Raw genomic sequence first — 24,531 nt, 5'->3', positions numbered from 1 at the left:
ATGTCGGCATTCGCCGACGGGGCGGGGCGAGGGGCTTGTTGCTCAAGCTCGATCTAAACTCCCTCGCCCCGCGATAGCGGGGAGAGGGCTGGGGGTGAGGGGTCTTCTTTCGGCGTTACGCCGCCTGGCGCTTCAAATAATCCTGGGCCAGCACTTCGGCGATCTGCACGGCGTTCAAGGCCGCACCCTTCCTGAGATTGTCGCCGACGATCCAGAGGGCGAGGCCGTGCTTCACCGTCGGGTCCTTGCGGATGCGGCTGACATAGACATTGTCCTCGCCGGCCACTTCCAAGGGCGTCACATAGCCTTCATCGGCGCGGTGATCGACGACCGTGATGCCGGGCGCCGAGCGCAAGGCGGCGCGTGCCGCTTCGACGCTCATCTCGTTCTCGAACTCGATATGCACCGCTTCGGAATGCGCAATGAACACCGGCACGCGCACGCAGGTCGCCACCACCTGGATATTGGGATCGAGGATCTTCTTGGTCTCGACCGTCATCTTCCATTCTTCCTTGGTGAACCCGTCCTGCATGAAGACGTCGATATGCGGGATCACGTTGAAGGCGATCTGCTTGGTGAACTTGGTGCGTTCCGGCGACTGGTTCATGTAGACGCCGCGCGTCTGGTTGAAGAGCTCGTCCATGCCCTCCTTGCCGGCACCCGAGACCGATTGATAGGTCGCCACGACGACGCGCGTGATCTTCGCGATGTCGTGGAGGGGTTTGAGCGCCACCACCATCTGGATGGTCGAACAGTTGGGGTTGGCGATGATGCCCTTCTTCTTGTAGCCGGCGATGGCCTGCGGATTCACTTCCGGGACCACCAGGGGCACATCCGGATCCATGCGGAAATGGCTGGTATTGTCGATGATGACGGCGCCCGCCGCCGCGGCCTTCGGCGCGAAGGCTGCCGAGATCTTGGCGCCGGCCGAGGACAGCACGATGTCGGTGCCCTTGAAGTCGAAGCTGTCCAGGGGCCGCACCTTCAGCACCTGGTCCTCGCCGAACGAGACCTCGGCGCCGGACGAGCGCTCGGAGGCCAGCGGAATGACGTCGTCGACCGGAAACTGGCGCTCCGACAGGATCTGCAGCATTTCCCGCCCGACATTGCCCGTGGCGCCGACCACGGCTACGCGATAACCCATGACATCCTCACTTCTTTCGCTGTGGCGTCACAAGACGCCGATCAAACCCGCCCAAAAACAAAAAGGCCGCATCGGGATGCGGCCTTTGTATTGGGATGAAACCCAAATGGCCGCGTCTCAACCCCCGGTCTTTTTGCCGGTGGTTTTGGTGGTGGTGGTGATGGTCGTGGCAACAGCCTTCGCGGTCGGCAGAGCCGCCCGGTCCAACATCGCCCACATCTGATCCGCAACAGCGCGCATCGCCATCATCATCCTGAAAACGGGCGGAACCATTCCGCCGAAAACGGGCCATTTATACCGCAGGGCGGAAACTTGTCGAGAGACTTTGCGCCGCAGCGAGTTTGGTAATTTTATTGCTGGACGAACAAGGGCTCCCACCCCCGGGGGGCGGCCATCGGGTCGAGGGCACTGACCGGCACCGATCCTGTGATCTCCGCCATGCTGGGAAGCGCGGTGACGGGGACCGGGGGTTCCTTGGAGGCTCTGGGCTGGCGGTGAACGCGAGACCCCGGCATCTTGGGCGGGAACATCGAGACGCTGCCGTAGAGCTCGACCATCTTCGCTTTCGGGCAGGGGCAGCCGCCGGCGGCCAGCGGTGCCGCGCCGATCAGGGTCCCCACCAGAACGATGCACAAGAAGCCCGCAGCCCGCATACCCGTCCCATCGCTCCCGATATCGCGATCAGTGCGCCATCAGCACCGGCAAATCGGCGGCATCGATCATGTGGCTGGTCACACCGCCCAAGACTAGCTGGCGCAAGCGGCCATGGCTATAGGCGCCCATGACGATGAGGGTGGCCTTCGCCTCTCGCGCGGCGCTGAGGAAATGCTCCGCTGTCGCCTTGTGGGCGTCGGCCGGGGCTTCGCCGACCGAGGCGGCGACACCGTGCCAGGCGAGGAAATGGGTGAGATCGGCCGCCGGATGCGCCTCGCGCTTGCCTTCCTTGACCGAGAGCACGCGCACCTTGCCCATCGCCTTGATGAGGTCGAGGCCGGCGGTCACCGCCCGCGTCGCCTCGATGCTGCCGTTCCAGGCGACCAGGGCCGGGCCCTCTTCGATCCGCGCCAGGGCCTCGGCGGACATGCCGTTGGGCACCAGCAGCACGGGCCTTCCAGCGCCGAACAGCACGTCTTCGATGCGCACCGCGATGAGGTCGGCTGCTTCGTTCTTCTTCGGTCGCGCGAGCACCACGAGATCGGTCAGGCGCCCGAAGCGGCCGATGAGGTCCTCCTCATTGCCCTTGATGTTCCGGAAGGCGGTGGTGACCGCCGGGTGCACGGTGGGCGTGCCGTCGATCGGCACGGCGCTCGCGGCTTGCCAATCGGCGAAGGTCTTGGCGGCATTCTTGGCGCGGTGGGCGGCATGGCGCTCGGCCGCTTCCACCAATTCGGTGATGGCGACGCCGACATCGACCATGAGCGGCGTCTGCTCCAGGGGATCGGTCTCGACATGAAGTGCCGCGATATGGGCGCCATGGCGCTTGGCCACGACCAGGGCCGCGTCGAGCGAGGTGCGGTCGCCGTCATAGCCGAACAGCGGCACGAGGATATGTCGGATGGTCATGACTTCATCTCCCTGTTGTCCTTGCGCCCATTCGGGGCGGATCGACCTGCCATCTCCGGGCATCTCGACAGGATCAATTAACTATCACGAAAATCCTGCCGCAGTTTGACTTAGATCAGGTGCGGGCGGCAAGCATGGCGCTTCCCTTGAGACGCGCAACTGCCCGGCCACAAATGCAAAGGACCCGCCGAAAGGGCGGGTCCGTGCGAAGAAATGGCCACTTGTTGCCCAGCGTCGGCGATCAGGCACCGAGGCGGTCGAGTTCCTTCAGGATCTCGTCACCCATCTGCGTGGTTGAGACCAGGGTGCAGCCCGGCGCCATGATGTCGCCGGTGCGGAAGCCCTTGGCCACCACATTGCTGGCTGCCTTGTCGAGGAGATCGGCATCCGCATCCTGGTTGAAGGAATAGCGCAGCATCATCGACAGCGAGAGCAGGCAGGCCAAGGGATTGGCCTTGCCCTGGCCGGCGATATCCGGGGCGGAACCATGCACCGGCTCATAGAGCGCTTTGCGCTTTCCACCGGCATCGGCCGCACCGAGGCTCGCCGACGGCAGCATGCCGAGGGAGCCTGTCAACATCGCCGCGCAATCGGAGAGGATATCGCCAAAGAGATTGTCGGTGACGATGACGTCGAACTGCTTGGGCTGGCGCACCAGCTGCATCGCGCAATTGTCGGCATACATGTGGGAAAGCTGCACGTCCTTGTATTCCGTGTCGCCCAGCTTCTGCACTTCCTCGCGCCACAGCACGCCGGATTCCATGACATTGGCCTTTTCGACCGAGCACAGCTTGTTGTTGCGCTTGCGCGCGAGTTCAAACGCCACCCGCGCCACGCGCTGGATTTCGCTGGTCGTATAGACCTGGGTGTTGACGCCGCGCCGCTCGCCATTGGGCAATGTTTCGATACCGCGCGGGTTGCCGAAATAGACACCGCCCGTGAGCTCGCGCACGATCATGATGTCGAGGCCTTTGACCAGTTCGGTCTTCAAGGACGACGCCTCGGCCAGCGCATCGAACACCAGAGCGGGACGCAGGTTCGCAAACAGCGCCATGTCCTTGCGCAAGCGCAGCAGGCCACGCTCCGGCTTGTCGGCGAAGGGCAGGTTGTCCCACTTGGGGCCACCCACCGCACCCAGCAAAACGGCATCGGCATCGATCGCCTTCTGCATCGTCTCATCGGTGAGCGGTGTCTTGTATTTGTCATAGGAGCAGCCGCCGACCAGCCCGTCCTCGGTCTCGAAGCCCGAGCCACGGCGTTTCTCGAACCAGCCCAGGGTGCGCTTCACTTCGCCCATCACTTCGGGGCCGATGCCGTCGCCGGCCAGGATCAGGATTTTCTTCGAATTGCTGGTCATGTTTTTCTCATGGGAAGCGGGACGGTTGTGAAGGGCCCCTCACCCCGACCCTCTCCCCGCAAGCGGGGCGAGGGAGTTTCGAGCGAGTTCGATCTTAGAGCCCCTCGCCCCTCCGGGGAGAGGGGTTGGGGTGAGGGGGACTAGGTCAAGGTCAATTCCACAGCCAGGGCTGGCTGAGCTTGTTCTTCATCTCGAAATCATCCATCGCCGGCTTCTTCTCGAGGCTGAGCGCGATGTCGTCGAGGCCGTTCATGAGGCAATGCTTGCGGAAGGCGTCGATGTCGAACTTGATCGTGCCGCCATCCGGGCCCTTGATCTCCTGTTTGTCGAGATCGATCGAGACGACCGCATTGGCGCCGCGCTCGGCGTCGTCCATCAGCTTCGCCACGTCTTCCTTGGAAAGCTTGATCGGCAGGATGCCGTTCTTGAAGCAGTTGTTATAGAAGATGTCGGCAAAGCTCGTGGCGATGATGCAGCGGATGCCGAAATCGGCCAAGGCCCAGGGCGCATGCTCACGCGACGAGCCGCAGCCGAAATTGTCGCCGGTCACCAGGATCTGCGCCTTGCGGTATTGCGGCTTGTTGAGCACGAAATCCGGGATTTCCTTGCCGTCCGGCGTATAGCGCATCTCGTCGAACAGGTTCTTGCCCAAGCCGGTGCGCTTGATGGTTTTCAGGAACTGTTTCGGGATGATCATGTCGGTGTCGACATTGCGGATCGGCATGGGTGCCGCGATCCCGCTCAACTGTGTGAATTTGTCCATAATCCGCCAACTTGTTCTGGGCGTCCCGGCCATGCCGGAACAGGTTCTGAGCGTTCCGGCACGTCCGGAACAGGCGGCGGTTGTTATGTCACGCGAGGGGAACGGGTGCAAGATTATGGGGCGTCGCAGCCCAACCATTGCCCGGTGATCTCCCCCTCTCCCCTCTCCCGCGAGGGGAGAGGGGGAGAGCTATTTCGGCAGTATCTATCTGGAAAAAAACACTTTTAAGCTGCCACGAATGCCCCGATCCGCTGCCGGTGCCAGGGCAAAAGCGGCTTGGGCGGCGGGGCGTGGAACAGAGGAACACCGTTGGGGATACGGTCGCGCCGCGCGATGCCGGCGAAGCGCTCGATCGCCCAATAGATCCCGCCATGGGCGACGATGAGGACCGGACCCGGATTGCGCAGCGCCTCGTTGATGCCGTCGAGCGCCCGCTCCATGAAATGGACGAAGCGCTCGGCGCCCAGCGGCGTTTCACCCTGCCGCCAGGCATCGTACCAGGCGCCCTTGGGATGGCCCTCGCGGGCGCCGAAATTGCATTCCTTGAGGTTGTCGATCTCGCGCACCGGGACATGGAGACCGGCGGCGATGATGTCGGCGGTGAGGCGCGCGCGGTCGAGGGGCGAGGTGCAGATCGTGCCAATGCCCTGGTCGGCCAGCACCTGGCGGGCGGCGCGCGCCTGGGCAAGGCCGGTGCCGTTCAAAGGCATGTTAACCTGACCCTGGACGAGACCGATGCGGTTCCAATCGGTTTCGCCGTGGCGCAGAAAATAGAAAGGCAGAAATTCGAGAGTTTGGCGGAGTAGCTGCATGGGGGTTTCCCCTTCCCTCGGTCGCGATTCGTGATGCGCCGGAGACTCGCCCGCAATCGGGGCGGAAATGGGGCAGCGTCATGAAAATTCAGGGAAAAGCAGTCACGATCCCGTCAGCTATGCGACAGGTCACAGACTTAGTCGGCCTTGTGATCGGAATGCCCCAGCGGGAGATCGGGCGCCACCACATCGCGCACCCGCTGCTTCAATTCCTTGAGCTCCGGGAATCGACCCTCGGTCTTGCGCGACCAGACCAACTGGCCATCAACCTTCACGTCGAACACGCCGCCGGTGCCGGGGATGAGCGTAACGCCGCCCAGCTCGTCTTCAAATGTCACCAGCAACTCCTGCGCACACCACCCGGCCCGCAACAACCAGCGGCATTGCGTGCAATAGGTGATGGCGACGACGGGTTTGGCTGTCAAAAGACACTCGTATCGGCGACGGTTTCAGATACTCTCCTGCTGATGAGCCCCTGCGGGTAGAGGCGTGCGATCCATAGAAGGAGGAGGAGGCCGGGCAAGGCCATGAGCCCCGTCAACGCCCAGAAGCTCACCCAATCCATATGATCGGCCAGCCACCCGCTGCCGCTCGACATCACCGTCCGCCCTTGCGCCATGAATGAGGTCAGCAAGGCGTATTGTGTAGCCGTGAAGGCGACATTGCAGAGACCGGAGAGATAAGCCACGAAGGCGGCGGCCGCAACCCCGCCGGCAAGATTGTCGGCCGTGATCGCGATGCCAAGCCATAGCAGGCTGTTGCCTTTGATCGCCAGATAGCTGAACAGCAGATTGGTGACGGCCTGCAGGACCCCGCCGATGATCAAAGTTCTGAATAGGCCGATGCGCACGACGATCAGCCCGCCCAGGACACCACCGACCAGCGAGGCGATGAGGCCATAGATTTTCGACATCGCCGCGATCTCGGTGCCGGTAAATCCGAGCTCGTTGTAGAAGGGCGTCGCCATCGTGCCGCCAAAGGCATCGCCGAACTTGTAGAACAAGATGAAGAGCAGAATGGCAATCCAACCGCGGCGCCCGAGAAAATCCACAAAGGGGCGGATGGCGGCACCCTTGATCCATTCGACATAGCCAGTCGTCCGTCGAACCTCGTGGATGCCTGCCTTTGGCTCCGGGATCGCCAGGGTAAAGGCCGCGCAAAGCAGCATCGCCGCTGCAAGAGTTGCGAAGATCGTCGGCCAGGAAATGAAATCCGACATCGCAACGGCCCCCGCGCCCGCCAGCAGCATGCCGATGCGGTAGCCGACCTGTGTCGTGCCGGCACCGGCACCCTGCTCGCGATCATCGAGAAGTTCGATGCGATAGGCATCGATGACGATATCCTGGCTGGCGGCGAAGAATGCCATCAGGATGGTCATGAGCGCCGTGGCGCTCGGTGCTGCCACCGGGTCTGTCTGACCCATACCGAAGATCGCCGCGGCAAGGCCGATCTGCAACACCAGCAGCCAACTCTTGCGCCGCCCGAGGATGCGCGTCAGTACCGGGATCGGCAATTGATCAATGATCGGCGACCAGGCAAACTTGAAGGTATACGGAATGCCGACGAGGGCAAAAAGACCGATGGTCGTTTTGTCCACGCCGAGCTTGGACAGCCAGAACGATAGTGTCGACAGCGTCAGCAGCAGTGGCAACCCGCTGGCAAACCCCATCACCAGGATGATGAGCTGGCGCCGCGTGAAATAGACTCCCATCGCCTCAAGCCAACCGACCGATCGTTCTACCGCCATAATCTTTCCTTGCCTTCAGCGCGGCTCTCGACTCAGGCGCGGCGTTCCGCGCCATGCTGAATCATCTTGGCGTGCGGGGCAATGCGCGGCTATTTGGGCTTCAGCTGCTCGTTGAGCGCCAGCAGTGAGGGCTCGTCCAGCTCGCCGATGCACTGGGCGAGGCGGTTGGCGAGTTCGGTGGCCAAGGGCGAGAGGCCGCCGGTATCGATCGTGACCTTGGGGTCTGATATGTCGGCCAAGGCCTTCAACTCGTCGACCTCATCCCAGGCGAGGTTGAAGAAGGCCGCCACCTGCTGCACGAAGCCGGTCTTGGGCCGCGCCCGGTGGCCATGCTCCAGCGCCGAGAGATAGGCAGAGCTGACCCGTAGCGCCTTCGCCATATCCTTGAGTTGCCGGCCATGGGCCTGCCTGAGCTCGCGCAGTTTCTGTCCGAAGGGTGTCATGCGGGGTGGAGCTTAGAGACAGCACGCTGTCCTGAGCAACCTCAGACCGCGATCTGGTAGCGCGAGGTCGACCGTGTGCTGTCCGAGAGCGCCGGTTCGCCGCCGGCCTGGCGATAGGCGCGGTCGGCCGCCTTCACCGGCGGGTCATAGAGGCCAGGTGCCAACTGCTCCTGGGCGATCAATTGGGCGAGGAAGGTGGCCTGCGGCGTGCCCAGCGGCACGGCATTTCCTTGGGATCCGCGCCCAGTGGCCGCCTGGCTGCTTTTGGCACCGGTTGCTTCCGCGGTGCTGTCCTGATTGGGCTGGGTCCTGGCCGGCACTTCCGCATTGCCGGCCAGCTGGTCACTGCGCCCACCATCGACCACGCGGAAGCGGAACTGCTTGGCGCGTCCGCCGCTGGTGGCATCCGGCGTTTCGTCAATCCGGGTGACCTGCCCCTGCTCATCGCGCGCAGCATCGCGGTCCCCACCCTTGCCGTCCGAAATGCGGACAAGGCTGCTCCGTCCGGCGACGATGGACAGTGGCGGCAGAAGAAGGCGACCGATATCGGCCATAAGGTCCAGGTTTCCCCAAAATCAGAAAAAGCCGGTCAGCAGAAGCAAGGTCAGAAAGAGCAAGTCTGGCACACCGTCAGACCATCATTCGGGTCGGCCAAGCGCGGCGTTATCACCCGACTTCAGGAATAGATAGAATTTTAGATAAATTGGAGGTAGGCACAAGCCGATTCAAGGGGCGAGTCGCGGATTCTGCGCACATCATCGTGAGTCGGTTGTTCACATTTACTGAGATTTACCAAATATTTACCATGCTGCAGCGACCATCGCCGACCCGTTCCGGACCGGGCTTGACCACCCACCCGCGGACCCACCATTCGCTCGAAAAATGCCCGATCAGTCAGGTTTTAGGACTTTGTTTAGACTCTCCCATTAAGGTTTGCCGATGGTACCGGGTGGCGGCGACACAGGAGCGCTCGTGACGGCTTTGAGGAGCGAGCAAGGACTGGGATCCCTGACGCCGGCAACGGGTCAGGTTTCCAATCATGCCGAGTCCCTGACCGACCTTCAGAACGGCATTTCCCAAGGCTTGCCGACCTCCCCGGATTGGCTGCGCAATGCGATCAGCGCCTCCGGCGACATCCTTTACAAATGGGACATCCTCTCCGACCGGCTGATCTGGGCCGGTGAGATCGAGGAAGTGCTGGGCGAAGGCGAGAATGCCATCGCCAGCGGCCATGGCTTCAACAACCGCATCCACCCGGAAGATCTGCCGCGGCGCTTGAAGGCGCTCTCGGATCATTTCAGCCAGGGCGACAATTACGATTGCGAATACCGTGTCAGGAACGGCCAGGGCCTGGTCATCTGGGTCCATGACCGCGGCCGGGTCGAGATCGATGCCAACGGCATGCCGGTCGCCATGTCCGGCGCCATGCGCATCATCACGCAGCGCAAGCAGAACGAGGCGCGCCTCGAGCGCATCGCCAATTACGACGAGCTCACCGGCCATTTCAACCGCGCGCGCCTGCGCGACGAACTGGAACAGGCCATCTCCTTCAGCCGCCGCTTCAAGGTCGAGGGCGCCTTCCTGGTCATCGGCGTCGACAAGCTCGCCATGGTCAACAACGCCTATGGCTACGAGATCGGCGATGCCGTGCTGGTGGCGATCGGCCAGCGCCTCGACCGGACTCTCCGCGCCGCCGATGTCATCGGACGTCTGGGCGGCGACCGCTTCGGCGTGTTGCTCAGCAATTGCCCGGAAGATTGCGTCGTCAACTGCATGGACCGCATCATCGAAGCGATGCGCGACCAGGCGATCGAGATCAACGGCCAGTCGATCCCCATCACCGTCTCGGTGGGTTGCGTGCTGTTCCCGGGCCTCGTCAACACCGCCTATGAGGTGATGACCAAGGCGGAATCGGCCCTCACCTACGCCAAGAAGGCCGGGCGCTGCTGCTACAATGTCTACCGTCCGTCGGAACAGCAGACCCTGCTGCATCGCCGCGCCATGGATATCGGGACCCAGGTGCAGCAGGCGATGCGCGACCAGCGCCTCATCTTCACCTATCAGCCGATCATCCACGCGCAATCGATGACGGTCTCGAAATATGAATGCCTGATCCGCATGAAGGATCTGAAAGGCGACATCCTGCCCGCCGGCGCCTTCATCCCGGTCGTCGAGCAATTGGGCATGACGCGGCTGCTCGACCGCTATGTCCTCGACATGACGGTTGCCGAACTGCGCAACGATCCCGCGGCCGTGCTCTCGCTCAACATTTCCGGCCTCACCGCCACCGATCAATCCTGGCTGCGCGCCCTGATCGCCGCGGTGAAATCGACACCCAGCATCGCCTCGCGCCTCATTGTCGAAATCACCGAGACGGCGGCGCTCCATGATATCGAGGAATCGGCGCGCTTCGTGAACGTCGTGCGCGATGTCGGTTGCCGGGTCGCAATCGACGATTTCGGCGCCGGCTTCACCAGCTTCCGGCACCTGAAGGCGCTCACCGTCGACCTCGTCAAGATCGACGGCTCCTTCGTGCGCAACCTTGCCAACAATGTCGACCAGCAGCTCTTCATCCGCAATCTGATGGGCCTTGCCGGCACCTTCGGCCTTGAGACCGTGGCCGAGTTCGTCGAGAACGAAGCCGATGCCCAGGTCCTGATCAATGCCGGGGTCCATTATCTCCAGGGCTATCATTACGGCCGCCCGCAATTCGACCGCCCCTGGGCCATCGGCGCCCGCATCCTGTCGACTTGAGCCGCCACCCGGGCAAATCGCATCGCCATGATCCCCTCACCCCAACCCCTCTCCCCGCAAGAACGGGGCGAGGGGCTCTGAGCCAAACTCGTTGGAAACTCCCTCGCCCCGCGATAGCGGGGGGAGGGTTGGGGTGAGGGGACCTTCTCAATTGATCCTGGCCCTTCCCTGGTCCATAAAGCGGCGTGATGAACGAAACCGGTACATCCTCCCCGGCCACGCTGTCGCTTGGCGCCCTGCCCGCCCTGGTCGCCTTCCACGCCGAGGCGGCCTGGCTGGATCAGGGGCGCGGGGCGCCGCAGCGTGTCAGCCATGGCACCGCCGCTTTGTCCGCCCGGGCGCGGGCGCCGCTGGTGGTCCATGCCCCGGCCACGGCACGGCGCCTCAAGGTCGAGCGCTTCGCGGCCTTCGATCTACTTGAGCTTTATGCCTTCGTGCGCCCGGCGAGTTTCTGCCTGCCGACGCCCAAGGGCATCGCCGAGGTCCTCGGCCAGACCGTGCCGCCCCACCACGACCCGCTGCTGGAAGCAAGACTGCTTCATGAAAGCGCGCGGCTGCTGCTGGTGGAACTCTCTGCCCTTGGCCGCCAGCGTCGCCGCACGACGGGTCTCGCCTGGGCGATGGCCAAGGCCGGCTGGGCCTGGGGGCCTTTCGTGCTGCGCGCCCTCGACTTCCAGGCCGAGGGGGGCGTCACTGCGCCGGGTGTTGCCGTCTGGGACGACTTGCCCGAATGGGCCGACGGCGCCCCGCCGCCGGAACCCGATCACCTCCCCATCACGGCGGAAGAAACGCGGCGGCGCTTGGCCGAGCTCATCGGCGAAGGTGCCGAGCAGCGCGCCGCACAGGCGGATTTCGCCGCCGGTTTGACGCCGGCTTTCGTGCCGCGCTCGGAAGACGGGGCTCCCAATGTCGTCCTCGCCGAAGCCGGCACCGGTGTCGGCAAGACGCTGGGCTATATCGCGCCCGCCAGCATCTGGGCGGCGCGCAATCAGGGGCCCGTCTGGATCAGCACCTACACGCGCCATCTCCAGCACCAGATCGACGGCGAGCTTGACCGGCTCTATCCCAATCCCGCGCAGAAGGCGCAGAAGGTTGTCATCCGCAAGGGGCGCGAGAATTATCTCTGCCTCCTCAATCTTGCCGAAATGGGCGGCGGGATTTCCGGTCGGCCCATGGATGCCGTGGCCTTCGGCCTGGTCGCGCGCTGGGCGATGCAGACCCGCGACGGCGACATGGTCGGCGGCGATTTTCCAGGCTGGCTGCCGGACCTCATCGGCCAGGGTCGCAGCTATGCCCTGGCCGACCGGCGCGGCGAATGCATCTATGCCGCCTGCCCTCAATATACACGCTGCTTCATTGAACGATCTGCCCGCCGCGCGAAGAAGGCCGAGATCGTCATCGCCAATCATGCCCTCGTCATGATTCAAGCCGCGATGGGTGGCGGCGAGGATCAGCGCCTCCCCACCCGCTATGTGTTCGACGAAGGCCATCATCTGTTCAGCGCCACGGACGGCGCCTTCGCGGCCCATCTCACCGGACAGGAGATGTCGGATCTCCGCCGCTGGCTGCTCGGCGCCGAGGGCGGCCGCTCAAGCCGTGCGCGCGGCTTGAAACGCCGCCTCGATGATCTCATCCTTGACGACACCGACATGCCGGCTCTGGTCGACGACATTCTGGCCGCCGCGAAGTCACTGGCCGGTGAAGGCTGGCAGCAGCGCATGGCCGATGGCCAACCGATGGGTGCTGCCGAAAAATTTCTGATCACCGTGCGCCACCAGGTGCTGGCGCGCGCAACAGCCCCGCGCAGCGGCTATTCACTCGAATGCGCCTGCGCGCCGCTGGAGCCGGATGTTGCCCTGGCGAGCGTCGCGCTTGATCGCGCACTCAGCGCCCTCATGGAACCGATGCTGCAACTCGCTGCCAAACTCCTGCGCCGCCTCGATGATGAAGCCGAAGATCTCGAATCCGCGCAACGCCAGCGCATCGACGCCATGGCGCGCGGGCTGCAGCGGCGCGGCGACATGGAGATCGGCGCCTGGCGCGCGATGCTGAAGGCGCTCTCGACGCAACAGCTACCCGATCCGCTGCAGGACGCACCCATGTTCGTCGACTGGTTCGGCCTGGAGCGGATCGACGGGCGCGAGCTTGATGTCGGCATGTACCGCCATTTCCTCGATCCCACCCGCCCCTTTGCCGAAGCCGTGATGAAGCCCGCCCACGGCATCGTCGTGACCTCGGCGACCCTCACCGATGGCAGCGGGTCGGAGCAATCCTGGATGGGCGCCGAGGTGCGCGCCGGCACCAATCATCTGCCGCTGCCGGCCTATCGCCTGCGCGTGCCCTCGCCCTTCGATTACGCCAAGCAGACGCGCGTCTTCATCGTGACCGATCTCGACAAGGACGACATGGCGCAGGTGGCGTCCGCCTATCGCACCCTGTTCCTGGCGGCGCGCGGTGGTGCCTTGGGCCTCTTCACAGCGATCCAGCGCTTGCGCGAGGTGCATCGGCGCATCGCACCTGCCATCGAAGGCGCCGGGCTCAATCTCCTCGCACAGCATGTCGATGCCATGGACAACGCGACCCTCATCGACATTTTCCGCGGCGATGTCGATGCCTGCCTGCTGGGCACCGATGCGGTGCGCGACGGCGTCGATGTGCCGGGCAATGCGCTCCGCCTCATCGTCTTCGACCGCGTGCCCTGGCCGCGCCCCGACCTCCTCCATCGTGCCCGGAAACAGGCCTTCGGCGGCACCGCCTATGAGGACCAGCTGACGCGCCTCAAGCTCAAACAGGCTTTCGGGCGCCTCATCCGCCGCGCCGACGACCACGGCGTATTCGTGCTGCTCGACAAGGCCATGCCATCCCGCCTGCTCACCGCATTTCCGGCCGATGTGACGGTGGAACGCATTGGCCTCAAGGCCGTCATCGAGCAGACGGCGGCGTTTCTGGCTGAAAACGTTAAGGAATTGCCGGTTTCCCAGGACTGACGCTGGGGCAACCGGGGGGTTGAGCGCAACCGGCACCGCCGCTATTGTTCCGGCGATTTCGGGCGTCCCGCCTGTTCATGGGTTAAGCAATAGGATCTGAAAAATTATGGCTGCTCTCAATCATCATGCCGCGCTGATCTACACCATGGTGCTCATGGCCGCGGCGGACCGCGACATGTCGGATGCGGAAATGTCCTCGATCGGCGACATGGTCGGCCATCTGCCGGTGTTCCGCGATTACGACCGCGCCAAGATCGCCAAGACCGCCGCCTCCTGCGTCGATCTGCTGAGCGGCACGGATGGGTTGGACGCCGTGCTGAAGAAAATCGGCGAGAGCCTGCCGGAGAAGCTGCGCGAGACCGCCTATGCGCTGGCCTGCGACGTCGCGGCCGCCGACAGCCAGATGACGGCGGAAGAAGCGCGCCTCCTCGACCTCATCCGCTTTGAACTGAAGATCGGCAAACTCGTCGCCGCCGCCATCGAACGCGGCGCGCGTGCACGGCATCTGACGGTCTAAGAATTTTCTCAGCTAGAAACTCTCGTCATGCCCGGGCTTGGCCCGGGCATCCACGACTTTATTGAGTGGATGATGGAAACTCGTGGATCCCCGCACCAAGTGCGGGGATGACGATTGAGTTGATAAGTTGCTACGCCGCCGACCTCAGCCCGCCATGAGCGAAGTCCATGTAGAGTTCGCGGGCGCGGCGGAAGATCGGGCCGATCTCCAGCTTGCGGTCCTCGATCGAGGTCATCGGCATCACCTTGCCGAAATTGCCCGATGAGAACAGCTCGTCGCATTCCAGGATGTCCTTGGGCGTCAGCGTCCGTTCATAGACCGGAATCTTCGCCGCGTTGAACAGGCGGATGAGCCGCTGGCGCGTGATGCCGTTGAGGAAACAGCCGCTGGCGGCCGGCGTGATCGCGGCGCCATCCTCGGCGATCCACAGATTGGCGGAGGCGAATTCTGGCGATGTTGCCGAGCGGATCCAGCATGACTGCTTCGTCGATGCCGCGCGCGCGTGCTTCCCCCGACGCCCGGCCCGCCTGCGCATAGAGGCAAACGGCCTTCGCATCGGTCGGCGCCGTTTCCGGCGAGGGCCGGCGGAAGCGAGAGATCATGGCACTCGCCCCCTTTGGTTCGGGCAGCGGTTCGAGCACGACGGAAATGCAGATGCGCGTGCTGGCCGGGTCCGGCGCCATCCAGCCGCTTTCCGACCACATGAACGGACGGATATAGAGATGGCTGCCGCGCGGAAAGCGCGCGATGCCGTCGCGGCAGATCTCCTCGATCTCGCCGGCCGACAGGGGTGAACGTAGACCGACATTGGTGGCGGAGCGGACGGAACGGCGGCAATGGAGATCGAGATCCGGTGTCACGCCATCGAAGGCGCGCGCGCCGTCGAAGATGCCGCCCATCAGCCAGGTCGCGTGATCGAACGCGCGCATCAAGGGCGGATTGCCGGTCACCCATTTGCCGTCAACGAAATGCCATTGTTCCATGGCGAACCTCACTCTCGAGAAGATCCTGAAAAGCGCGCCATCGCGCCATCGCGGCGTCGGCAGCAAGGATCATCGGATACCAGAGTGAAACGCTAGGACGCTTCTTCCCGGCGCGTCAAGGTCCGTGGCATGCCGCAGCTGCGGCAATCTGCGCGGGCAGCAGGTGTAGCACGCCGCGACGGCTCGCTCGTTTCAGGCGATCCTGCGCGACGGGGCCGATACCCGATCGCCGGAATCGCGCGCCAGGGTAACGGCGGCACCGGCCTGTTGCGGCGGGGCGCCATAATAGCGCGCCGGCAGGGGCCGCGGATGCAGGCGCTGCATCCCTATGCTGGTGGACGGTGTTTCGTCTTCATCGCGGAAGTAGAACACCGCGGTGCCGATCTCGCGCAGGATCTCGCGCTGCTGAGCCAGCGCCACCGTATTCGACCTTGCCTGCGAGATTAATCCTGTATCGGTGGTCATGGCGTCCATCTCCAGGCTTTTGGTCTCCGCCGCGGCACCTTCCGGCATATTCATGCCTGGCGCCGACTGCGCCCACCCAGCTGCGACCTCATCAGCGGGCCTGAGGATTTCACGCAGGCGCGCAGCGGCGATGCGCGACCCGATGCCGACGACCTGCCGGTCGATCAGGCGGGAGTGGTTCCGGAGATCGGCACGGCCGGCCTGCAGCACATCCTTGAAACGCATCCGGTGCCGCATTTCCTGGGGCAGGAAGTCGAAGGCCGCCTGGACATGCAGCGCCTCGGATCTGCTTTTTTCTGTTTCGATACCGGGGTTCCGGGCCATGGCCCTGCTCCTGTTGTTCGCGGATAGAACATAACAGGAACATATATGGGCGTCAAATGCCCTTGCCGCAAGTGCTCGCGGTCACATTCAGGGACTTACTGGCTGACCCACAGAATCCGAGCGGCGAAGCGAACCTGCTCCTGCGGCACGAATTGCGGCTGTCCCGGCTGGCGGATCGCCTCCAGGTAATAGCCGTCCGCATCGTGACGGGCGACCTTGCGCACCAGCACATGGTTGGACGCGGTGACGACGATGATGCGGTCATTGCGCCGAACCTCGGCGGCACGGGAGGCAATCAGCGTATCGCCGTCGCGAAACACCGGGTCAAAATCGGCGCCGGTGACTTCCACCCCGAAGGTCTCGCGCCCGGTCGCGCCGGCAAAATCGAGATGGCCCCATTCCGGACCAGTCGGCTGGCCGGCACTGTCGAAGCAATCGCCGGCTGCGAGCCGGTCCAGGGAAATGACGGGAATGGCCCGGTTCGCCGGGGTCCGCGCCACGACGCGCCCGCCAGCGGCCGGCTGGTCGAACCCGGCTGCACCGCCATGGCCGTTACTGCTGGCATCGCTGCCGCTGGCGCCGGTGAGGAGCACGAAATCGACGAAGGGCTCGCCGGTCACAGTCAGGATTTTGGAGAGGGATTCGGTCGATGGCCAGCGTGGGCGGCCTTCGCGCGTGATGCGCTTCGAGGGGTTGAAAGCGGTCGGGTCCAATCCAGCACGACGCGCGAGACCTGACGCCGAAAGGCCGTGTTTGGCGGCAAGTTTATCGATACCACGCCAGACATCGGCATGCTGCAACATGGGAACTGACACGATCGCTTCTCCTAAAAATCAAGCCAGAATACGACGCGCTTGCCGCAGCCCCAGGACGAAGCGTCTCCTTTATTTCAATTGAGACCTGAATCATTCCTGATCCAGGACCATGTTCCGCCAGCTTGCCGTCCCCCCCCGAAGACAGGCGATCACCAACGATTAGCGAACCTAGTTTAACCTAGGAAACCCATAGAAAGAACAGTTCATTTACAAATAATCAGATCAGAATAATTCTCAAGGGCCCTTAAGAATGAATGCCGATTCCCTTGTCCCGCCTAAGTATCCGCAGCCCGGCAAACGTTTATTTGAGCCCATCCCGGCCCATTCCGAGATCGCGCCGGCATCCCGCCCAAGTTGTATTATGCAGCGGACGAGTGCTTTATTCCCAACCGACGCGGCGTGGCTCTTGTCCCTTTGCCAAGTTTCTATAGCTCGGTGATCGCAATCAGGCGTCGCCCGGTACTTTCACATCGGTACTTTCTCATCGGGACTTTCCCATCAGGACTTTCCCATCAGGACATCATGACTTTCCCGGATTCCCTCTATCGGCTCCTGCGGCCGGCCCTGTTCCAGCTCGAGGCGGAACGGGCACATCGCCTGGCCGTCCGTCTGCTGGGTGCCGGACCCGTAGGGCCTGGTGCAGCACCGCAGCCGGCCTTGCGGCAAAGCCTCTGGTCGCTCGATTTTCCCAACCCGATCGGGCTGGCCGCCGGCTTCGACAAGAATGCCGAATGCTATCGCAGCGCGCTCGGCTTGGGATTCGGCTTCGTCGAGATCGGCAGCGTTACCCCGCGCCCCCAGGCCGGCAATCCGCGCCCGCGCCTCTTCCGCCTAATCGAGGACCGCGCCGTCATCAACCGCATGGGGTTCAACAATGACGGCATGGACGCTGTGGCGGCACGTCTTGCCGGCCGCGACCCCAAGGCCGGCATCGTCGGCGTCAATCTCGGCAAGAACAAGGAAACGGCCGACGCCGCCGCCGATTACGAACTGGGCGTGGCAAGATTGGGGCCGCTTGCCGATTATCTCGTGATCAATGTCTCCTCGCCCAACACGCCGGGGCTGCGCGCGCTCCAGGGCAAGGAACCGCTGGCAGATCTCATCTTCCGCACCCGCGCCGCGCGCAACCTGCTCGCGGTCCGCCCGCCACTGCTGTTGAAGATCGCCCCCGACCTCACCGATGATGACCAGCGCGACATCGCCGCCGTGGCGCAGGACTCAGGGCTGGACGGTCTCATCATCAGCAACACCACCATCGCCCGGCCGCCTTTGCTGGCGACCCGCCATGCCGGTGAAACGGGCGGCCTCTCCGGGGCGCCGCTGTTCGCCCCGTCGACCGCCCTGCTCGGCCGCATGTACCAGCTCACCGAGGGCAAGCTGCCGCTGATCGGCGTCGGCGGCATCGCCACCGCGAGGGACGCCTATGCCAAGATCCGCGCCGGTGCCTCTCTGGTGCAGATCTACTCCGCCATGGTCTATGAGGGGCCGGGCCTCGCGGCGCGTCTTGCCGGCGACCTGCCCGCCTTGCTCGCGGCCGATGGCTTTGCCACGATTTCCGACGCCATCGGCGCAGATCACAGATGATGAACCTGTCGCCCGCCGCTATCTTAACATCGTCTTAACCAAGCAAAGGCTAGTGCTATCCCATGACGGCACGCGCTCATATCCTCATCTTCCTGCTTTATGCGCTGGCGGCGGTTGTGCTGGCCTTCTGGCTGCCCGAATTCCTGCCGAGCGTCTCGCCGATCCTCGGCGCCATCGCCGGCGGCTTCGTGGTGATGGCGGGCGCGCTGCTGCATCAGGCAGCGCTCGCCAAGGGCCACCACCGGGTCCAGGCGCAATCGCTGGGCGACCTCAACCGCATGCTGACCGATATTCTCCGCGATCAGCGCAAGCTCGAAGACGACATGCTGCAATTGCGCGCGACCTTGGCCAACCTCGCCACCTCGCCGCAGCAGGATGTGGGCGATGTCGTCAATGAGGTGAAGGTGCTGCAGACCCTCATCGAGCAGCTCTACACCGCCCGCACCGGCGCGCCCAACAAAGTGGCCGCCAAGGCGGCGGTGAAGCCTGCTGTTGCCGCGCCAAAAGCCGCGTCACCTGCTCCCGCCTCGGCATCGCCCGGCATCGCCGCGACCACGCCGCCCAACGCTGCGATGCCTTCCGCTCCCGCCATGCCCCGCATCGCCGGCCGGCGGCAGCGCCAGCCTGCCGATGCCACCCATCGCCTATGACCTGGCTGAGGACGAGATTCTGGATGCGCTGCGCGATGGGCTGCGCGAGAACGGCGTCGAACTTGCCTTGCAGCCGGTGGTGACCTTGCCACAGCGCAAGCGCCGCTTCTTCGAATGCTTCTCACGCGTGCGCATCTCGGATGGCCGCGTGCTCACGCCGGAACAATATCTCGACCTTGCCGAACGCCATGGCCTGGTCACCGCCATCGACAACATGCAGCTCTTTCGCTGCATCCAGACCCTGCGCCGGATCCGGAAATCGAATGCCAGTGTCGGCTTCTTCCTCAACATCTCGCATCATACGCTGGCCGATCGCGACTTCTTCCGCGAGTTCATCAACCTCATGGCGCAGAATGCGGAACTGGCCCCTGCCATCGTCTTTGAATTCTCCCAGCGGGCGATGGAGATGGCCGACGAGGCCCTGCTGCGCGATCTCGATCGCCTGGCACAGCTCGGCTATCGCTTCAGCCTCGACCAGGTCACCCATTTCGACATCAACCCGTCGCAGCTCTCCAGCCATCATTTCCGCTTCATGAAGATCGAGGCCGAACGCCTGATCGCTGCGGCACGCGCCGGTGCCTTGGGCGAAGACCCGCAGGAGTTCAAGCGCATGCTGGATTCCTTCGCCATCGATCTCATCGCCGACCATGTCGAATCCGAACCGATGCTGCTCGAGCTTCTCGACATGCATCTTGATTACGGCCAGGGCTATCTGTTCGGCGAACCACGCATCGCGCGGGCCGAAACCAGCGCCATTCACTGATGTTACACAACCACCGATCCGTCATGCCCGTGCTCGGCACGGGCATCCACGAGTTTGCCAGCGACAAGAAAGTCGTGGATGCCCTGACCAAGTCCGGGCATGACGTAAATAATAGACCGAAGGTACTCAAACCATGACTCGTTTCCCGAATGGCCTTGGCGCCATCATCGACGATATCAACCTTGTCGTGATGGATCTGTGGGGCTGCATGCATGACGGCATCGCCGCCTATCCGGCGGCCCTTGAGGCGCTGCGACAGTTGAAGCTGGCCGGAATCAAGGTGGCGCTCGTCTCCAACGCCCCGCGCCGCATCGAGGTGGTTCGTCCGCGCATGCGCGAGATCGGCATCGCCGACGAGCTCTATGCCGGCCTCTACACCTCGGGCGAGGAAGTCTGGAATCATATCGCCAGGAAGGACCAGCCGGACTACGCGGCCCTGGGGTCCCGCGTCTATCAGATCGTCGGCGGGCAGGATCTTTCCTTCCTTGACGGGCTTGAGGTGAGTGCTGTGGACGATGTCTCGTCAGCCGATTTCGTGCTGGTGATCGGCGTCGACAGCCCCAATGATATGGTGGCCGATTTCATGCCGGTGCTGGAGACGGCCCGCGCGCGGAAACTGCCCTTGGTCTGCGCCAATCCCGATCTCATCGTGCATCGCGGCGGCATCGCCGAGATCTGCGCCGGCGCCATCGCGGAAGCCTACCGGGAGATGGGCGGCAAGGTCATCATCGAAGGCAAGCCCTATCCCGGCATCTATCGCCGCGCGTTCAAGGATTTCGGCATTACCGATCCCAGGCGGGTGCTGGGCATCGGCGATGCGCTGCGCACCGACGTCGCCGGCGCCAAGGGGGTGGGCGCCAAATCACTGCTCATCGCCGGCGGCATTCATCACACCGAGCTGCTGGAAGGCACCGTGCTTGACCAGGACGCCCTGGCGCGCCTCGCCGAAGGCGGCCCGCAGCCGGATTACGCGCTGTCCTATCTGGCGTGGTAGCGCCCCAATCGAGAGACAATCTTACCCCGGCCGGACCATCCGGAACGTCTCGTCGATCACGGCATAGAGCGAATAGCCCATGCGGGCGATGGGTTTTGCCTTGGTGATGTCGACGCGGCCATCCGCGATGAGATGATCGCCGATATGAATGCCGATCACCTCGCCGAACAGCACGGCATTGGGCTCATCCGCATCGTCGCTCGGCAGTTCCACCGTCCGCAGATAACGGCATTCCAGCGCCACCGGCGAGGCGGCAACCCTCGGCGGTGCCACGATGCTGGACGGCACCATCGCCAACCCGCTCACGGCCGCCTCATCGGTGCCGGCGGGCGGGGAGGCCGAGGTCGCATTCATTTCTTCGCGCAGATCCCAGGTGGCGAGGTTGGCGACGAAGGCGCCGGTCGCCTCGACATTGCGGCGTGAATCCTTGATCTCGCCATTGGGTTTGCGGCCGTTGGGCGCGAACATCACGATCGGCGGCGAATTCGCCACCAGGTTGAAGAAGCTGAACGGCGCCAGATTGACCCGCCCTTCGAGATCGACGCTGCTGATCCAGCCGATCGGCCGCGGCACCACCAGCGCCTTCAGCGGATCGATCTGCAACCCGCTGTTCTTGAGGCGCGGCTCGTAAAACATTCTGCTCTCCGGATCAGCGGCCGATCTGCTTCTGCGCGGCAAAGAGGATCATGCCGGCCAGCATCGCGCCAAAGAAGATGATGGCGGCGGTGCCGTCAAGCGCCAACAAGGTGAGGGCCGGTCCCGGGCAGATGCCGGCCAAGCCCCAGCCGATGCCGAACAGGACGGCGCCTGCCATCAGCGGCTTGTCGATGGCACTGGCCGTCGGCCAGGCGAAGGTTTCAGCCACGACCGGCCGGCTGCGGCGCCGGGCAATGGCAAAGCCGGGCAGGGTGACGATGAGCCCGCCGCCCATCACGAAGGCCAGGCTCGGATCCCAGCCACCCGTGGCGATGGCGCCGAGATCGAGGAAGGCCAGCACCTTCTGCGGATCGGCCATGCCGGAGAGGGCAAGGCCGGCGCCGAAGATGAGGCCCGCGAGGAGGGCTGTGATGATGCGCGTCATGATGATGACACGCCGAGGAGGTGGCGGGTGACGAAGACGGTCGCCATGGCGCTGGCCATGAACAGCAGCACCGCGACCAGCGAGCGCGGCGACAGGCGCGCCAATCCACAGATGCCATGGCCGCTGGTGCAGCCAGAACCGAGGCGCGTGCCATAGCCGACCAGGAGGCCGGCAGCGACGAGGCCGAGCGTGCCGGTGGCGACACGGGGCGTCACATCGCCCAGCACCTTGGCCATCAGCAGCGCGCCCACAGGCAGGCCGATGAGGAAGGCAAGGCGCCAGCCGGTCTCGCTGTCGGGTCGTTGCAGCACCTGGCCGAGCACACCGCTCACCCCGGCGATGCGGCCCAACCCCAGGAAGAGGATGAGGGCGGCAAACCCGATGAGCGCGCCGCCGCTCAGCGCTGCCAATGGGTTGAATTCAGTCCAGTCCATATTCGGTCTCCTTACTTTTTCGTGCGGCTTCTGCGGGCGGGCGGGCAGAAGGCCGCTTTCAGCAGCCCGGCGATGGCACGCGCCGGCTCGCTGGTGACGCTGTAATGGATCGTCGTCCCCGCCCGTTCCGTGGCCACCAGCCCCTCGGCCCGCAGCCGCATCAGATGCTGCGAGACCTTGGGCTGGGCGAGGTCCAGCGCCAACGCGATTTCGCCGACGCTCAGGGGCCCGTCCTCCAGCACGCAGAGGATGGCCAGGCGATGCTCATGGGCGAGCGAGCGCAGAAACGCCGCCGCCTCGCCGGCCTTGGCGAGGAGATCGGTCGGTTTGGCGATGTTGGTCTTTTTATTCATATATTCGAATATACGAATATAAAGGCGTCTGTCAAGCCGGCATCAGCTTAGGCGCTGCAGGGTGTGATCGAGCAGCGCCCGCAGCCTCGCGAGGCGCCTCAAGTCGCGGTGATAGCCGACCCAGACATCGCGGCTGGGCGGTGCTTCGCCCAGATCGACGATTTCCAGGCCCGGAACTTGATCGCCCAGCGGCCGCGGCAGCACGGCAAGACCAGCACCGGCGCGGCAGGCCTGGGCCTGGACATCGCGGTTGTTGCTGCGAAAGGCAATATGCGCCTGCGGCAGCATCAGGAGCAGCCAGGTGAGGTCGGGAAAGCTGCCGAGCGCCGCATCCATCGTCACCAGCGACTGGCCGCGCCCGTCGCCACGCATCACCTTTCCGGTTCCAGATGGTCCATAGAGCGCGTAATCGATTCGCAGCACTTTCCGCTGCACAATTTCCGGCTCCTCGAAGGGCGTGATGCGGAAGGCAAGATCGGCTTCCCGCCGCGCGAGGCTGAGGCGCCGCTGATCGGTCAGCAGTTCCACCGTGACGCCCGGATTCCCTTTCACGAAATCGGCAAAAATCGGCGTCAGCACATGGGCGCCGAACCAGTCGGAGGCCGTGACCCGCAGCTGCCCTTGAAGTTGCGCACCACCGGCCAGGGCCCGCTCAACCGCCAGTGCTTCCTCCTCCATGCGTTCGGCATGGACCAGCACCGCCTGGCCCTCATCGGTCAGCACGAAGCCGTCCTTGCTGCGCTGCAAGAGGGTCTGGCCCAACGCCAGCTCCAGCGCGCGCAAGCGGCGTCCCATGGTCGGCTGGGTGAGGCCGAGCTTGCGGCCCGCCGCCCCCAGCGTGCCGGCCCGGGCAATGGCCAGAAACAGCCTGAGATCGCTCCATTCCATGCGCAACAATAGCCCGGATCATGCGAATTTGCATGGATATTATACAATCTCGTTGATTGGTAAATATTCCCGCATGGGCCAGGTTTGGTTATCCGCTCAATCAAAGGAAACGGCCATGTCGAATGAGATGCGCGCCCAACATGCCGCCGCCCCCGGAGCACCGCTCCAATCGGTCAACCAGCCGCGCCCGGTTGCCGGCCCCGGCCAGGTGCTGGTCCGCATTCGCGCCAGCGGCGTCAACCCGCTCGACCTCAAGATCCGCGCCGGCGAGGCTTCCCATGCGCGCCACCCGTTGCCCGCCATCCTCGGCATCGACCTTGCCGGCGTGGTGGCGGGTGTGGGCGATGGCGACACCCGCTTCCGCCTCGGCGATGAGGTCTTCGGCATGACCGGCGGCGTCGGTGGCCATCAAGGCTCGCTCGCTGAGTTCGCCGCGGTCGATGCCGATCTCCTTGCCGTGAAACCGGGCAGCATGCCGATGCGTGAGGCGGCCGCTTTGCCGCTCATTTTCATCACCGCCTGGGAGGGTCTCATCGACCGCGCGAAACTGCGGGCCGGCGAGCGCGTCCTGGTGCTGGGTGGCGCCGGGGGTGTCGGGCACATGGTCGCGCAATTGGCGAAGGCACGCGGCGCCGAGGTGTTTGCGGTCGATGCGGCCGCGAAAAAGACCATCATCGAAGCTGACGGCGCGACGGCGATCGATCGCAACAGCCCCGTCGAGGAGATCGTCGCCGCCCATACCGGTGGCGAGGGTTTCGATATTGTCTATGACACGGTGGGCGGAGCGGCACTCGACGCGGCCTTCACGGCTGTGCGCCCCTATACCGGCCGCGTGGTGAGCTGCCTTGGCTGGGGCACGCATGCGCTGGCCCCGCTCTCCTTCCGGGCTGCGAGCTATAGCGGCGTCTTTACTTTGTTGCCGCTCCTCACCGGTAAAGGCCGCGCCCATCATGGCGAGATTCTTAGCGAAGCATCCAGGCTCGCCGAAGCCGGCCGGCTGCGCCCGCGCCTCGATCCAACGCGCTACGCGCTGGCCGAGGCCGAAGCTGCCCACGCTGCTGTCCGAGACCGAAATGCGAAAGGCAAAGTCGTCATCGAGATCGCGTAGAC

General features: G+C 64.1%; 26 protein-coding genes and 1 pseudogene. 9 read left to right on the top strand and 18 right to left on the bottom strand.

From position 1 onward, the window contains the following. Positions 1–115: 115 nt before the first annotated feature. The gene (locus IPK59_14480; GenBank protein MBK8159912.1) at positions 116–1,144 is read right to left on the bottom strand and encodes an aspartate-semialdehyde dehydrogenase; all 1,029 of its coding nucleotides are present in this window, start codon (positions 1,142–1,144) and stop codon (positions 116–118) included. On the opposite strand from IPK59_14480, the gene IPK59_14475 reads away from it, so the two are divergent. Continuing rightward, positions 1,143–1,367 (top strand): hypothetical protein, encoded by a 225-nt coding sequence (locus tag IPK59_14475; protein ID MBK8159911.1) that lies wholly within the window; start codon positions 1,143–1,145, stop codon positions 1,365–1,367. The two genes, IPK59_14480 and IPK59_14475, sit on opposite strands and share 2 nt — an antisense overlap. A gap of 127 nt (positions 1,368–1,494) precedes the next feature. Here IPK59_14475 and IPK59_14470 read toward each other — a convergent pair whose 3' ends face one another. The 9 genes from IPK59_14470 to IPK59_14430 all read right to left on the bottom strand — a co-directional run bounded on the left by IPK59_14470 (position 1,495) and on the right by IPK59_14430 (position 8,383). Further along, positions 1,495–1,797 carry a hypothetical protein gene (locus tag IPK59_14470; protein ID MBK8159910.1) on the bottom strand — a complete coding sequence of 101 codons (303 nt, stop codon included), beginning with the start codon at positions 1,795–1,797 and terminating at the stop codon, positions 1,495–1,497. 28 nt (positions 1,798–1,825) lie between these two features. Further along, the gene (locus tag IPK59_14465) at positions 1,826–2,707 is read right to left on the bottom strand and encodes a universal stress protein (GenBank protein ID MBK8159909.1); all 882 of its coding nucleotides are present in this window, start codon (positions 2,705–2,707) and stop codon (positions 1,826–1,828) included. 241 nt (positions 2,708–2,948) lie between these two features. Next, positions 2,949–4,064, bottom strand: coding sequence for a 3-isopropylmalate dehydrogenase (leuB, locus tag IPK59_14460; GenBank protein MBK8159908.1), 1,116 nt, complete (start codon positions 4,062–4,064; stop codon positions 2,949–2,951). Between the two features lie 151 nt (positions 4,065–4,215). Then, positions 4,216–4,827, bottom strand: coding sequence for a 3-isopropylmalate dehydratase small subunit (leuD, locus tag IPK59_14455; GenBank protein MBK8159907.1), 612 nt, complete (start codon positions 4,825–4,827; stop codon positions 4,216–4,218). A gap of 224 nt (positions 4,828–5,051) precedes the next feature. Further along, a complete protein-coding gene (locus IPK59_14450; GenBank protein MBK8159906.1) occupies positions 5,052–5,639 on the bottom strand; it encodes a histidine phosphatase family protein in 588 nt (195 codons plus the stop codon). Positions 5,640–5,776: 137 nt separating this feature from the next. Continuing rightward, positions 5,777–6,064: a SelT/SelW/SelH family protein gene (locus IPK59_14445; GenBank protein MBK8159905.1), complete on the bottom strand. Its 288-nt coding sequence runs from the start codon at positions 6,062–6,064 to the stop codon at positions 5,777–5,779. After that, the gene (locus tag IPK59_14440) at positions 6,061–7,386 is read right to left on the bottom strand and encodes an MFS transporter (protein ID MBK8159904.1); all 1,326 of its coding nucleotides are present in this window, start codon (positions 7,384–7,386) and stop codon (positions 6,061–6,063) included. The genes IPK59_14445 and IPK59_14440 overlap by 4 nt, the downstream gene beginning before the upstream one ends. Positions 7,387–7,475: 89 nt before the next feature. Further along, the gene (locus IPK59_14435) at positions 7,476–7,829 is read right to left on the bottom strand and encodes a helix-turn-helix domain-containing protein (protein ID MBK8159903.1); all 354 of its coding nucleotides are present in this window, start codon (positions 7,827–7,829) and stop codon (positions 7,476–7,478) included. A gap of 41 nt (positions 7,830–7,870) precedes the next feature. Continuing rightward, positions 7,871–8,383 (bottom strand): hypothetical protein, encoded by a 513-nt coding sequence (locus IPK59_14430; GenBank protein MBK8159902.1) that lies wholly within the window; start codon positions 8,381–8,383, stop codon positions 7,871–7,873. 418 nt (positions 8,384–8,801) lie between these two features. On the opposite strand from IPK59_14430, the gene IPK59_14425 reads away from it, so the two are divergent. From IPK59_14425 to IPK59_14415, 3 genes are all read left to right on the top strand, one after another. Further along, complete coding sequence (locus IPK59_14425) at positions 8,802–10,583, top strand: EAL domain-containing protein (protein MBK8159901.1); 1,782 nt, start codon at positions 8,802–8,804, stop codon at positions 10,581–10,583. 188 nt (positions 10,584–10,771) lie between these two features. Further along, a complete protein-coding gene (locus IPK59_14420) occupies positions 10,772–13,570 on the top strand; it encodes an ATP-dependent DNA helicase (GenBank protein ID MBK8159900.1) in 2,799 nt (932 codons plus the stop codon). A gap of 106 nt (positions 13,571–13,676) precedes the next feature. Next, the gene (locus tag IPK59_14415) at positions 13,677–14,087 is read left to right on the top strand and encodes a tellurite resistance TerB family protein (GenBank protein ID MBK8159899.1); all 411 of its coding nucleotides are present in this window, start codon (positions 13,677–13,679) and stop codon (positions 14,085–14,087) included. A gap of 130 nt (positions 14,088–14,217) precedes the next feature. Here IPK59_14415 and IPK59_14410 read toward each other — a convergent pair. The 3 genes and pseudogenes from IPK59_14410 to IPK59_14400 all read right to left on the bottom strand — a co-directional run bounded on the left by IPK59_14410 (position 14,218) and on the right by IPK59_14400 (position 16,674). Next, a pseudogene (locus IPK59_14410) lies at positions 14,218–15,070 on the bottom strand (branched-chain amino acid aminotransferase). Between the two features lie 192 nt (positions 15,071–15,262). Continuing rightward, positions 15,263–15,859: a hypothetical protein gene (locus IPK59_14405; GenBank protein MBK8159898.1), complete on the bottom strand. Its 597-nt coding sequence runs from the start codon at positions 15,857–15,859 to the stop codon at positions 15,263–15,265. 95 nt (positions 15,860–15,954) lie between these two features. Further along, positions 15,955–16,674 carry a helix-turn-helix transcriptional regulator gene (locus tag IPK59_14400; protein MBK8159897.1) on the bottom strand — a complete coding sequence of 240 codons (720 nt, stop codon included), beginning with the start codon at positions 16,672–16,674 and terminating at the stop codon, positions 15,955–15,957. A 522-nt stretch (positions 16,675–17,196) separates the two neighbouring features. Here IPK59_14400 and IPK59_14395 point away from each other — a divergent pair. The 4 genes from IPK59_14395 to IPK59_14380 all read left to right on the top strand — a co-directional run bounded on the left by IPK59_14395 (position 17,197) and on the right by IPK59_14380 (position 20,665). Then, the gene (locus tag IPK59_14395) at positions 17,197–18,258 is read left to right on the top strand and encodes a quinone-dependent dihydroorotate dehydrogenase (GenBank protein ID MBK8159896.1); all 1,062 of its coding nucleotides are present in this window, start codon (positions 17,197–17,199) and stop codon (positions 18,256–18,258) included. A 62-nt stretch (positions 18,259–18,320) separates the two neighbouring features. Next, on the top strand, positions 18,321–18,908 hold the full coding sequence (locus tag IPK59_14390; protein MBK8159895.1) for a hypothetical protein: 588 nt from the start codon (positions 18,321–18,323) through the stop codon (positions 18,906–18,908). Beyond that, positions 18,889–19,671, top strand: coding sequence for an EAL domain-containing protein (locus IPK59_14385; GenBank protein ID MBK8159894.1), 783 nt, complete (start codon positions 18,889–18,891; stop codon positions 19,669–19,671). Before IPK59_14390 ends, IPK59_14385 begins: the two co-directional genes overlap by 20 nt. A 133-nt stretch (positions 19,672–19,804) precedes the next feature. After that, complete coding sequence (locus IPK59_14380; protein MBK8159893.1) at positions 19,805–20,665, top strand: TIGR01459 family HAD-type hydrolase; 861 nt, start codon at positions 19,805–19,807, stop codon at positions 20,663–20,665. Positions 20,666–20,686: 21 nt separating this feature from the next. Here the strand turns inward: IPK59_14380 and IPK59_14375 are convergent, their stop codons facing one another. From IPK59_14375 to IPK59_14355, 5 genes are read right to left on the bottom strand one after another with little or no spacing between them, the layout of a single operon-like run. Beyond that, a complete protein-coding gene (locus IPK59_14375) occupies positions 20,687–21,301 on the bottom strand; it encodes a flavin reductase family protein (protein MBK8159892.1) in 615 nt (204 codons plus the stop codon). Positions 21,302–21,314: 13 nt separating this feature from the next. Next, the gene (locus tag IPK59_14370) at positions 21,315–21,746 is read right to left on the bottom strand and encodes a YeeE/YedE family protein (GenBank protein MBK8159891.1); all 432 of its coding nucleotides are present in this window, start codon (positions 21,744–21,746) and stop codon (positions 21,315–21,317) included. Further along, on the bottom strand, positions 21,743–22,180 hold the full coding sequence (locus IPK59_14365; protein MBK8159890.1) for a YeeE/YedE family protein: 438 nt from the start codon (positions 22,178–22,180) through the stop codon (positions 21,743–21,745). Before IPK59_14365 ends, IPK59_14370 begins: the two co-directional genes overlap by 4 nt. An 11-nt stretch (positions 22,181–22,191) precedes the next feature. Next, the gene (locus IPK59_14360; GenBank protein MBK8159889.1) at positions 22,192–22,533 is read right to left on the bottom strand and encodes a winged helix-turn-helix transcriptional regulator; all 342 of its coding nucleotides are present in this window, start codon (positions 22,531–22,533) and stop codon (positions 22,192–22,194) included. A gap of 42 nt (positions 22,534–22,575) precedes the next feature. Next, on the bottom strand, positions 22,576–23,421 hold the full coding sequence (locus tag IPK59_14355) for a LysR family transcriptional regulator (protein ID MBK8159888.1): 846 nt from the start codon (positions 23,419–23,421) through the stop codon (positions 22,576–22,578). Positions 23,422–23,536: 115 nt separating this feature from the next. Between IPK59_14355 and IPK59_14350 the strand changes: the two genes are divergently transcribed. Further along, a complete protein-coding gene (locus IPK59_14350; GenBank protein ID MBK8159887.1) occupies positions 23,537–24,529 on the top strand; it encodes a zinc-dependent alcohol dehydrogenase family protein in 993 nt (330 codons plus the stop codon). Positions 24,530–24,531 lie beyond the last annotated feature (2 nt).

The sequence above is a fragment of the Rhodospirillaceae bacterium genome (assembly GCA_016712715.1).
Taxonomy (GTDB): domain Bacteria; phylum Pseudomonadota; class Alphaproteobacteria; order Dongiales; family Dongiaceae; genus Dongia.
The sequence above is the reverse complement of the archived record's forward strand: the minus strand, read 5'-3'. Positions and strand labels throughout refer to the sequence as shown.

What these genes read in the sequence shown, in the direction of transcription:
- IPK59_14475 (MBK8159911.1), top strand. Translation starts at nt 1,143, where the DNA reads ATGACATCCTCACTTCTTTCGCTGTGGCGTCACAAGACGCCGATCAAA.
- IPK59_14480 (MBK8159912.1), bottom strand. Translation starts at nt 1,144, where the DNA reads ATGGGTTATCGCGTAGCCGTGGTCGGCGCCACGGGCAATGTCGGGCGG.
- IPK59_14470 (MBK8159910.1), bottom strand. Translation starts at nt 1,797, where the DNA reads ATGCGGGCTGCGGGCTTCTTGTGCATCGTTCTGGTGGGGACCCTGATC.
- IPK59_14465 (MBK8159909.1), bottom strand. Translation starts at nt 2,707, where the DNA reads ATGACCATCCGACATATCCTCGTGCCGCTGTTCGGCTATGACGGCGAC.
- leuB (MBK8159908.1), bottom strand. Translation starts at nt 4,064, where the DNA reads ATGACCAGCAATTCGAAGAAAATCCTGATCCTGGCCGGCGACGGCATC.
- leuD (MBK8159907.1), bottom strand. Translation starts at nt 4,827, where the DNA reads ATGGACAAATTCACACAGTTGAGCGGGATCGCGGCACCCATGCCGATC.
- IPK59_14450 (MBK8159906.1), bottom strand. Translation starts at nt 5,639, where the DNA reads ATGCAGCTACTCCGCCAAACTCTCGAATTTCTGCCTTTCTATTTTCTG.
- IPK59_14440 (MBK8159904.1), bottom strand. Translation starts at nt 7,386, where the DNA reads ATGGCGGTAGAACGATCGGTCGGTTGGCTTGAGGCGATGGGAGTCTAT.
- IPK59_14435 (MBK8159903.1), bottom strand. Translation starts at nt 7,829, where the DNA reads ATGACACCCTTCGGACAGAAACTGCGCGAGCTCAGGCAGGCCCATGGC.
- IPK59_14430 (MBK8159902.1), bottom strand. Translation starts at nt 8,383, where the DNA reads ATGGCCGATATCGGTCGCCTTCTTCTGCCGCCACTGTCCATCGTCGCC.
- IPK59_14420 (MBK8159900.1), top strand. Translation starts at nt 10,772, where the DNA reads ATGAACGAAACCGGTACATCCTCCCCGGCCACGCTGTCGCTTGGCGCC.
- IPK59_14415 (MBK8159899.1), top strand. Translation starts at nt 13,677, where the DNA reads ATGGCTGCTCTCAATCATCATGCCGCGCTGATCTACACCATGGTGCTC.
- IPK59_14405 (MBK8159898.1), bottom strand. Translation starts at nt 15,859, where the DNA reads ATGGCCCGGAACCCCGGTATCGAAACAGAAAAAAGCAGATCCGAGGCG.
- IPK59_14395 (MBK8159896.1), top strand. Translation starts at nt 17,197, where the DNA reads ATGACTTTCCCGGATTCCCTCTATCGGCTCCTGCGGCCGGCCCTGTTC.
- IPK59_14390 (MBK8159895.1), top strand. Translation starts at nt 18,321, where the DNA reads ATGACGGCACGCGCTCATATCCTCATCTTCCTGCTTTATGCGCTGGCG.
- IPK59_14385 (MBK8159894.1), top strand. Translation starts at nt 18,889, where the DNA reads ATGCCACCCATCGCCTATGACCTGGCTGAGGACGAGATTCTGGATGCG.
- IPK59_14380 (MBK8159893.1), top strand. Translation starts at nt 19,805, where the DNA reads ATGACTCGTTTCCCGAATGGCCTTGGCGCCATCATCGACGATATCAAC.
- IPK59_14375 (MBK8159892.1), bottom strand. Translation starts at nt 21,301, where the DNA reads ATGTTTTACGAGCCGCGCCTCAAGAACAGCGGGTTGCAGATCGATCCG.
- IPK59_14370 (MBK8159891.1), bottom strand. Translation starts at nt 21,746, where the DNA reads ATGACGCGCATCATCACAGCCCTCCTCGCGGGCCTCATCTTCGGCGCC.
- IPK59_14365 (MBK8159890.1), bottom strand. Translation starts at nt 22,180, where the DNA reads ATGGACTGGACTGAATTCAACCCATTGGCAGCGCTGAGCGGCGGCGCG.
- IPK59_14360 (MBK8159889.1), bottom strand. Translation starts at nt 22,533, where the DNA reads ATGAATAAAAAGACCAACATCGCCAAACCGACCGATCTCCTCGCCAAG.
- IPK59_14355 (MBK8159888.1), bottom strand. Translation starts at nt 23,421, where the DNA reads ATGGAATGGAGCGATCTCAGGCTGTTTCTGGCCATTGCCCGGGCCGGC.
- IPK59_14350 (MBK8159887.1), top strand. Translation starts at nt 23,537, where the DNA reads ATGTCGAATGAGATGCGCGCCCAACATGCCGCCGCCCCCGGAGCACCG.